This is a genomic window from Methanobrevibacter sp. (genome assembly GCF_045636185.1).
GTDB lineage: Archaea > Methanobacteriota > Methanobacteria > Methanobacteriales > Methanobacteriaceae > Methanocatella.
In genome coordinates, this window is sequence record NZ_JAZTXC010000022.1 from 1 (window position 1) to 9018 (window position 9018).

The following is a 9018-nucleotide window of genomic DNA, read 5'->3' on the forward strand; positions in this document are numbered from 1 at the left end:
GTCTTAATTTGTTGTTAATACCTTCTAAAACCATTTTGATTGCATCTTCAGCTCTTTCTCCACGGAGAGTTACTTTACATGCAATAGGTTGTCTTTTTCTGATACCCCATTCTGGGTTAGTTACTTTAGAATAGGTTTTAACAGGAGTTTGACCGGTCATGTTTTCAATAAGAGTCATAGCTCTTGATAATTTTTCACCAGCTTCACCAACACCAATGTTGATGGTAGCTTTGGAAATTACAACTTCATTCATTGGGTTCATTGGTTAACCTCCAATAAGTCAATAGCTGGTTCATCTTTACCGATTACAAATGCATATTCTTTTAAGGTTAAGAAAGAATCACCATTTGCCTTTTCGATAATTGCAGTATTTGGTTTGGAAGATTCGTCTACAATAACTTCTTGGATTTTACCAAGCTCACCAGTGTGTTTACCACCAGTAACAAGTACAACTACACCATCATCAAATTTGAAGTTTTCCTTGATTTCCTGTTCAGGTATACCAATGCATACAACATCTTGACCTGCATATACATCTTCATCAACTAAAACGTTTCTACCATCGTGAAGGTTTAATTGGGTTTTTCCGCCTTTAATAGTAGATTTGTTTACGACTTTAGCTAATTTGTAAGTTGCATCTTCTGCAGAAATTGGGTGTAAAGTTAATCTTCCTTTAGTATCTAAAAGGATTCTGTAATTTTCTTCAGTTTTAGGAATAGTTAAGACATCCATAAAACCGACAGGGAATTTATAATCTTTTACAGCTCTTCCATCAATTAACACATTACCGGTATTGATAATTCTTTTTGCTTCTCTGGAGTTATCAGCAAGACCTAAAATGTCTCTGATAATAACGAGTAAAGGTAAAGAATCTTCAATAGCGTGTGAACCAGGAGCAGGTTTTACTGTCCAGGTGTCTTCTTTAGGATGGATAGGCCAGCTTTTAGGTGCTTTATACCTTTTAAGATGCTTTCTAGATCCCATTTTTGCCATCTTATTCCTCCATATTTAATCTTCTTTCATCTTTTAAATCAGCTTCAATAATCATCAAGTTGGATGGGTGAATTGGAAGTAATACAGCATTTCCGTCAGGTTTGCTTAAGGTAACTCCTTCAACGGTAACTTTGTATCTTTTTGCATCAATAGATTCAACTTTTCCTTCATGACCTTTAAAGTCACCACGAACAACTTGAACTTTATCTCCAACTCTTATTGGTAAAGATCTTTTACCAATGTCTGCTCTTAAATCTTTGCTTAAATTAGCACTCATGATTTTACGACGAATGTGTAAAGGAGCAGTGTAGAGAGCTTTTCTTTGTTTTCTTGGTTGAATTGACATTTAATCACCATAAACTTAAATTAATATGCTTGCTGCACTGCCTACACTAGGCCATTTGTCAGCTGCTTCTTTAGCAACAGGTCCTCTGATTTCAGAACCTTTCAATACTCCTTCAGGAGTAATGATCACTGCAGCATTGTCTTCGAATTTTACACGAAGACCATCAGCACGTCTGTATTCTTTTTTCTGTCTTACAACAACTGCGTTGACAACTTCTCTTCTCATATCAGCAGTTCCTTTCTTAACGGAAGCAACTACCATGTCACCGACACCAGCTACGTCGAGTCTTCTACGAACACCTTTAAATCCTTTTACGGAAATGATTTCGATTTCACGAGCTCCGGTGTTGTCAACACATTGAAGTCTTGCACCAATAGGTAAAGCTTTAGTTACACTAGATGTAGTAGGTTTCATTCTAATCATCACCTTTTACTTCAACTAATACAAAATGTTTAGTTTTACTTAATGGTCTACATTCTGCAATTTTTACAGCATCACCGACTTCTACATGAAGACAGTCAGGTTTGTGAACATTAATTCTTGATTTTCTCTTTTCGTATCTTTCGTATTTTCTAATGAACTTGTAGAAACTACGTTCTACAGTAATAGTCCTTTCTGCTTTATTTGTAGTAACAACTCCTTCAAGGACTTGTCCTCTAACAGATAAATTACCATGGAAAGGGCAGTTAGGATCATCACATTTAGTTTCTGGTTCCTTAACATTAAGACCAACCATTTTATCACCATTAAATTTTTTTATATCTTCTTTTTATCCTATCTTCAGGACGATTCAACAATATTTTACCATCAATTTCAACTATGGTTCCATCCGGAACCTTAAATTGAAATACAGAAACATCTTTCTGAATTAATTTCTCTTTATAAATAAAATTAAAATCATTCTGATTAGAACTTAAGTCTTCATCATGAACCTTTTCCTTCACTTCAATCCTTAAAGTCTTCTTGGTTTCATCAATGACTGTTCCTTCAAGCCCTATCAAAGAGGGATTGGAACTGTCAACAACTTTAAGTTCTAACCCAATTAATTCATGATAGAATATATTTTTTGAGCTTATCATTCTAAGCCTCAGTATGTGAATTTAGGATATGAATTATGACATTAGTGTCTTCTTCTCTTATTGTATTTCTTATCAGAATCTCTGATTTCAATAGTGTCAGAAGAGAATCCCATTTCAGATAAAACTTCCTTAACTCTTGCCTTATGATCCCCTTGGAGTTCAATTTGACCTTTTTTGGCAGTTCCTCCACAAGCGCATTTAGCTTTAAGAGTTTTAGTGAGTTCCTTAATATCTATATCATGTTCATCTATACCTTCGACAATAGTCATAAGTTTTCCAAATCTTCTTCTTACTGTAAACACTTTTACAGATTGAACTTCTCTTGCAATTTCCTCACAAACACAAAGTTCTTCAGGAAGACCACATACATCACAGATTTTTGACATTTAATTCTCCTTCTGTTTTTGGTTCATAATTGTAAGAACACGAGCAATAGTCCTTTTGAGTTCTCTAATTTTACCAGGGTTTTCATTAACACCTGCAGCAGCACTTTTGGAAACGTTTTTAGCGAGTTCCGCTTTGAGTTCCACCAATTTTTCTTCGATGTCCTCAATTTCCATTTCCCAAATTTCTTTACTTCTTAAAATTGCCATTTTCTCAACTCCTTAAAGATTTATTCCTCTTCGGAATCTTCGGTAGCTGCTTCAAGTTCTTCAAGATCCTCTTCGACTTCTTCGATTTCCTCTAAGTCTTCAAGGTCTTCTTCAGCTTCGATTACTTCTTCAACTTCTTCTTCAGCTACTTCCTCTTCAACAATTTCTTCTACAGGTTCTGCAATAGGAGCAAGAATATCTACTTTATCAGGTAAAACTGCTTCAGGAGGCATGATTCTAACTACAATACCTAAAACACCAGGTTTTAAAGGTGCGGTAGCGAAACCTTCTTCTACAAATCTGGTTGCAGGTTCACCACATTTCTTGATGTAACCTTCAGTGAATTTAGCAACAGCAGATCTGGAACCTCTGATCTTACCGGATATGGTTACTTCTACACCTTGAGCTCCAGCACCCATGATTCTACGAATAGTGGAATATGCTACTCTTCTGAAGTGCATACCTCTTTGGAGCATGTTTGCTATTTTAGAAGCCATAATTCTAGCATTCAATTCAGGTACGTCCACTTCTTTAACTTCCACTTGAGGGTTGTCCAAGTCAAATTTGGTTTTAAGACTTTGGGTAATAGCTCTTACGGTTTTTCCACCTCTACCAATTACCATACCAGGTCTTTCTGCATAAACGATAACCATAGTTCCTAAAGGAGTAACTTGGATGTCCATTCCTCCGTAACCTGCTCTTTCGAGTTCTTTTTCTAAATATTCATCAATTTTGGTTCTTCTGAGACCTTCTGTAACGAAATCTTTTTCTATCATTATTTAAGCCTCCACTAAAACTATTTGAATATGGGTAGTTGGAGTGTTGAATGGAGTTACTCTACCAAATGCTCTTGGTCTAGCTCCTCTAATGACCATACCTCTGTGGGAAGAGATATGTTCAATCTTAAGGTTTTCTACATCCATACCTTTGTATTCCGCATTTGCTTCAGCATTTTCAATAACATTTAAAATTGCTTTAGAAGCTTTTACAGGGTATCTTCCAGCAGCCCAACCTTTCATACCTTTTCTGTGACCAACATCTCTGTTGTGTCTTTTGAAAGGAACAGCTTTTTTCATTTCAATTACATCATTTAAGTATGCTTTTGCTTTAGCAACATCCATGCCTCTAATTGCACTACAAATTTCCACACAGTGTTTAGGGGAAACTTTAAGGGATCTTGCCATAGCACGTGCTGTTTTGGATTCGTCAGCATCTTTATTGTTATAAGCGTATTTATTTTTAGCCATGTTTTAATCTCCTTATTTAAGTGGTACAAACATAGATGATCTAGTAGCTCCCATACCTGGGTCACCATGTTGAACTCTAGCTCTGGTTGGTGCAAATTCACCAAAGAAGCATCCTAACATTTCAGGGGTGAAAGTTACTTCAACAAAGTCTCTACCATTGTAGATACCGAAAGTGGTTCCTACCATTTCAGGAATAACAATCATATCTCTACAGTGGGTTCTAACTACTACAGGTTTTCCACCTTTCTTATCTTGTTTTTGTAATTTTCTCATTTTATCCAACACAGACTGTTGTCTTGGTAAGAATCCTCTTTTTAAGGATCTTCTTTGTCTTGCTGGTAAAAGTTCAATAAATTCGTCCAAGGACATTTCTTTCAATTCTTCAATAGTATATCCTCTGTATTTAAATATTTTTCTAGCCAATGACACATCTCCTTAAATTATCTTCTTTTTCCAGTACGTTTAGCTGCAATTGAACCGACTTTTCTTCCAGGTGGTGCGTGTCTTGAAATAGTAGTTGGACGACCTGGGTGTTGTCTGTTACCTCCTCCGTGAGGGTGGTCAACAGCGTTCATTGCTACTCCTCTAACAGTCATAAACTTCTTACCTTTAGCTTTATAAGCATGCCATCTGACACCTGCTTTCAAGAAAGGTTTTTCTTTTCTTCCTCCACCAGCTACAACACCGATACTTGCACGGCATTGAGGATGGAAAGATTTTAATTCACCAGATGGTAATTCTACAACAGCTTGAGTTGCATCATGGGTAATTAAAGAAGCATAAGTTCCAGAGGATCTTACGAAACGACCTCCGTCTCCTGGAGTGTTTTCAATATTGTAAATTGGAGTACCTTCAGGGATTTCAGCGAGTGGTAAAGTGTTACCGAAACTGATTGGTGCTGAAATACCGCATTCGATATCATCATCAACTTGAATGGTTTCAGGAGCTAAAATATGTCTTTTTTCACCATTTTCGAATTTAACTAAAGCAATAGGAGCAGTTCTTGCAGGGTCGTGAATGATTTCTACAACTTTACCTTTTAAACTACCTTCTTTTTCTAAATCATCGTATGCTCTGTATTGGATTTTATCTTTGAATCTGTGAGAAGCAACACGATGAGCAGGAGTTCCTCTTCCTCTACGTTGGTGTATTAATCGTTTTCCCATAATCAGTCCTCCTTAGAATACTCCCATTTTAACAGCTACATCTTCAGCTTCGCCTTCTTCAGTGAGTTTGACATAAGCTAATTTGATACCTTTTGGAGTAATGTGAGTGTTGACTCTTGCTACTTCCTGGTCGTATAGCTGTTCAAAAGCTTTTTTGATTTGAGCTTTTGTAGATGTTCTTCTAACAACAAAAGCAAGTTCGTTGTTTTGATCAATTAAATTCATAGTTTTCTCAGTTACATGAGGTTTAACAATAATTTTATAAGGATCCATAAATATCCACCTTCTTAAACTATACCTAATAAATTCCTACAGGAATCTATTGGAATAATCCTCCTAATTTTTCAACAGCGGACTTAGTATAAACAGTTAACCTACCAGCATGAGTACCAGGTGCTAATAATTCAGCATTTAAGTTTTCAGCTGTGACAACTTCTACACCAGCGTGGTTTCTTGCACCTAAGCCAATGCCTTTGTCTTCAGCTACAACCACTAAAGGTCCTTTGCTGGATTTGTATTTACGTCCTCTTGTTTTTCCTCTACCTGCTCTTATATGTTTGCTGTTTTTAGCTTTAATGATATCATCGTAAACTCCTAATGCTTTGAAGATTTCACGAGTTTCACTAGCAGTCTTAACAGTTTCCAAATCATCTTCAACAATAATAGGAACTTGTTCGAGATTTTCGATTTTGTGGCCTCTGCCAGCAACCAATTCTTCATTGGTAGTAGCTGCAACAGCGGATCTGATTGCAAATCTTCTTTCCTTATTGTTTACTTTTTCGTGATGATTCTTTTCAGCTCTTACAGGGTGAGCTTTTCTTCCACCTTTTGCTTGTGGAACGAATGCTGCTCTAGCACCGCTTTTGATTCTAGGTACCATAGCTGCACCTCTACCGGATCCCCAGGATTCTGCAGAAGTTCTTTTACCTGCCATAGGGTCATTACCCCAAGGTTGAATTCTTGCGGATTGAGCGGAAAGAACTGCTCTTTTAATAAGGTCAGGTCTGTATTCTTCACTAAAAATAGCAGGAAGTTCGATTTCTTCTTTTACTTCCCCTTGAATTGAATAAACGTTAACTTTCATTTGACTCTCCCCTTTTATACACCTTGTTTAGAAGCAGTACTAATAAATTCGATTTGAGGAGCTGCTTCATCAGCTTTCTTAGGTCTGATAGCTTGTCTAAGAATTACTAATCTTTTAGTAGGGCCAGGGACTGAACCTTTAACTAATACATAGTCGTTTTTAACTAAACCGTATCTAATAAATCCACCATCAGGGTTAACTGCATCCACTTCGGATACATCTCCGATTTTTAAGACTTTCTTATTAAATTCAGTTCTTTTGTGGTATCCCATTTGACCTGCTTGTGCAACAGTCCACATAGTTCTTTCAGGAGACCAAGGACCAATGGAACCTACGTGTCTTCCTTTTCCACTTCTCATAGCTTTACCGTATTGAATTCTAATATTCCATCTTTTTACAACCCCTTGGACACCTTTTCCTTTGGTGGTTGCAATAGCGTCTACATATTGTCCTTCATTAAAGATATCGCTTGCTCTGACTTCTTCACCTAATAAGTTAAGTGCATAGTTTAATTTTTCTTCAGCAGAACTTCCACCTAATGCACATTCAAAGATTTCAGGTTTTTTCTTAGGTACGCTAGCCATCTTAGGGTTAGTGTGCACTAAAACTCTAACTTCTTCAGTTTTGTCTAAAGCGTCTTGTATTTTTGCAATAGCTTCAGATTTATCATAGTCTTTAGGAAGGGTAATTTTCCTAGAGAGCTCTTCATCCAAATTATCTGCAATAACTTCGGTGATAGCTTTAAGTCCATGAGCAGTTTTTTCGTATGATCTTATCCCCATAATTACAAGGGGTGGTACTTCCAAAACAGTTACAGGAGTGAAAACAGTCATACCGTTGGATGGAGAGTTCTTATCATTGTCTACAACCATAGCATGAGTCATACCTGCTTTGTAACCTGCAAGACCTAAAAGTTTTGGTTCTTCATTACTTGGCCAAGCTTTGATTCTTGGAGTTTCTTTAGCTACTCTCTTACGAGGGCTAAATGCCACAGAACCTTTTCTTGGTTGGTGATGTCTTACCATTTTTTTCCTCCGTTTCTTATAATTTTCCTATAATTAATCAGTCTAATCTATTAAAATATTTTAATTTCTATTAATCTATTAAAATAGATCTTTTACAAAATTTGATTCATTGATTCAATCATTCGCATTAAGGTGTCTAATCTTAAATTAAATTCTTAATCAATAAAATCTCAGAATAAATAGCTATATTTGCTCTTTTAGTCAAATCGCTAAAATTCTACACTGTTTAAACTTGATTATTCAGTTTATAGTTAATAATTTAGCATACAGTCTCCTAAATCATATCTAGATAGGGCATACAGTCTACCTTTAAATAAAAATATCTAGATTAAGACTGTAGAGGCAAAAATTAAACAGCATATAAGCTAAATAAAGCTAGATAAACGTGAAAAACAAGCTCAAACTTGTTTATGTACTTCTCAAAGATTTATTATAAAGCTGTCTAGACTTCATAATTTATCCCATGTCTTTATGGAATATCTCCGTTATGGAGCAAACTTTATAGTGTCTAATTATAAAGCAAATCCTTGAAAGCTAAAGCTGACAATAGCTAAAGCTTCGATCTATATGTTTTTTTAATGTATTTATAATATTACGTATTAACGCTACGTAAATGCGGAAGTTAATAATGAACTATTAACTTAAAGTATATTGAAAATAGCTAAAGTTGAAATTACAGCTTCTTCGGTTCTTACGGTCTCGGTTCCTTGATTTGGAATTGTATTTAACTTTATAGTTTCCCACTTGGAACTTTCCACATTTTCTGAAATAGAAGAATATGGTCCTCCGAACACGATAGCTATATGATTTGAACTTTCCACCTTAGTTTTCAATTCGTCAAAAATAGTATCGATTGTATCTGCATACTTTGTAGTTTCCACCACAAAGTCGGGATTAACTAATTTTAAGCTATTTTTAAGACCTTTATTTGTAGATAATGTCTTAAATCCCCAGTAAATGTCATCTGGTTCATCAGGTGTGACTATTACCTCTTTAGCAAACTTAGTGATTTTAAATGAAAATATTTTATTCACAGTAAGTTGCTCTTTACAAAACGCTAACTTATCCATACCTATATCTACAAAGGTACCTTTCTTGTTCCTTTTTACAGTGTATCCTTGCCTGTAATCCCCTAATTCAGGTTTACCAACAGGATGGTGAGGAACTCTTAAAGGAGGCAATATTCCAACATGCCTTAATTCAGCCTTGATAGGGATTGCCTTTTTTCTAAGGTATTGTGGAGTGTCCATATACTTGAGAATTTCAGCTATGAAATCTCCATCCTCAGTCTGTTCACTGTCTGGAATTGAGAGATCTTTATAAATCACGACTTCATCAACTTCAAACAAAGCTAAAGCCCTTCCAATTAAACCAACTTTTGAAGTCTTTAATTTTAAGTCTTTAGTTTCTGCAAGAAATGAATTCGGTATAAAGACTGATACTTTATTGTTTTGCATATTATCAAATTTTAATTTCTAATCCATA

Annotated in this window: 16 protein-coding genes; all 16 read right to left on the minus strand. The window is 35.7% G+C overall.

What is annotated here, in order from left to right:
• A partial coding sequence (rplE, locus tag ACKI3Q_RS01775) for a 50S ribosomal protein L5 (protein ID WP_407413706.1) occupies nucleotides 1–262 on the minus strand: 262 nt, incomplete at its 3' end.
• The gene (locus ACKI3Q_RS01780) at nucleotides 259–993 is read right to left on the minus strand and encodes a 30S ribosomal protein S4e (protein ID WP_407413708.1); all 735 of its coding nucleotides are present in this window, start codon (nucleotides 991–993) and stop codon (nucleotides 259–261) included. The genes ACKI3Q_RS01780 and rplE, both read right to left, overlap by 4 nt.
• A gap of 1 nt (nucleotide 994) precedes the next feature.
• Nucleotides 995–1339, minus strand: a complete 345-nt coding sequence (rplX, locus tag ACKI3Q_RS01785; RefSeq protein ID WP_295604744.1) for a 50S ribosomal protein L24 — start codon at nucleotides 1337–1339, stop codon at nucleotides 995–997.
• A 15-nt stretch (nucleotides 1340–1354) separates the two neighbouring features.
• Nucleotides 1355–1753 (minus strand): 50S ribosomal protein L14, encoded by a 399-nt coding sequence (locus ACKI3Q_RS01790; RefSeq protein WP_012955664.1) that lies wholly within the window; start codon nucleotides 1751–1753, stop codon nucleotides 1355–1357.
• A 1-nt stretch (nucleotide 1754) separates the two neighbouring features.
• Nucleotides 1755–2075, minus strand: coding sequence for a 30S ribosomal protein S17 (locus ACKI3Q_RS01795; protein WP_407413711.1), 321 nt, complete (start codon nucleotides 2073–2075; stop codon nucleotides 1755–1757).
• Nucleotides 2076–2085: 10 nt separating this feature from the next.
• Nucleotides 2086–2418, minus strand: coding sequence for a ribonuclease P protein component 1 (locus tag ACKI3Q_RS01800; RefSeq protein ID WP_407413713.1), 333 nt, complete (start codon nucleotides 2416–2418; stop codon nucleotides 2086–2088).
• A 41-nt stretch (nucleotides 2419–2459) separates the two neighbouring features.
• Nucleotides 2460–2804 (minus strand): stress response translation initiation inhibitor YciH, encoded by a 345-nt coding sequence (gene yciH, locus ACKI3Q_RS01805; protein WP_012955661.1) that lies wholly within the window; start codon nucleotides 2802–2804, stop codon nucleotides 2460–2462.
• Nucleotides 2805–3011 carry a 50S ribosomal protein L29 gene (gene rpmC, locus ACKI3Q_RS01810; RefSeq protein ID WP_012955660.1) on the minus strand — a complete coding sequence of 69 codons (207 nt, stop codon included), beginning with the start codon at nucleotides 3009–3011 and terminating at the stop codon, nucleotides 2805–2807.
• 20 nt (nucleotides 3012–3031) lie between these two features.
• Nucleotides 3032–3787, minus strand: coding sequence for a 30S ribosomal protein S3 (locus tag ACKI3Q_RS01815; RefSeq protein WP_407413715.1), 756 nt, complete (start codon nucleotides 3785–3787; stop codon nucleotides 3032–3034).
• Between the two features lie 3 nt (nucleotides 3788–3790).
• Entirely contained in the window at nucleotides 3791–4258 is a 468-nt protein-coding gene (locus ACKI3Q_RS01820) for a 50S ribosomal protein L22 (protein ID WP_295604753.1), read from the minus strand.
• A 12-nt stretch (nucleotides 4259–4270) separates the two neighbouring features.
• Complete coding sequence (gene rpsS, locus ACKI3Q_RS01825) at nucleotides 4271–4681, minus strand: 30S ribosomal protein S19 (protein WP_292778415.1); 411 nt, start codon at nucleotides 4679–4681, stop codon at nucleotides 4271–4273.
• A 17-nt stretch (nucleotides 4682–4698) separates the two neighbouring features.
• The gene (locus ACKI3Q_RS01830) at nucleotides 4699–5424 is read right to left on the minus strand and encodes a 50S ribosomal protein L2 (RefSeq protein WP_295604757.1); all 726 of its coding nucleotides are present in this window, start codon (nucleotides 5422–5424) and stop codon (nucleotides 4699–4701) included.
• A 12-nt stretch (nucleotides 5425–5436) separates the two neighbouring features.
• On the minus strand, nucleotides 5437–5697 hold the full coding sequence (locus ACKI3Q_RS01835; RefSeq protein ID WP_295604758.1) for a 50S ribosomal protein L23: 261 nt from the start codon (nucleotides 5695–5697) through the stop codon (nucleotides 5437–5439).
• A gap of 46 nt (nucleotides 5698–5743) precedes the next feature.
• Nucleotides 5744–6508 carry a 50S ribosomal protein L4 gene (gene rpl4p / locus ACKI3Q_RS01840; RefSeq protein ID WP_292788489.1) on the minus strand — a complete coding sequence of 255 codons (765 nt, stop codon included), beginning with the start codon at nucleotides 6506–6508 and terminating at the stop codon, nucleotides 5744–5746.
• 14 nt (nucleotides 6509–6522) lie between these two features.
• A complete protein-coding gene (gene rpl3p, locus ACKI3Q_RS01845) occupies nucleotides 6523–7533 on the minus strand; it encodes a 50S ribosomal protein L3 (RefSeq protein WP_407413719.1) in 1011 nt (336 codons plus the stop codon).
• A gap of 641 nt (nucleotides 7534–8174) precedes the next feature.
• Entirely contained in the window at nucleotides 8175–8990 is an 816-nt protein-coding gene (locus ACKI3Q_RS01850) for a putative RNA uridine N3 methyltransferase (RefSeq protein WP_407413721.1), read from the minus strand.
• Nucleotides 8991–9018: the final 28 nt, after the last annotated feature.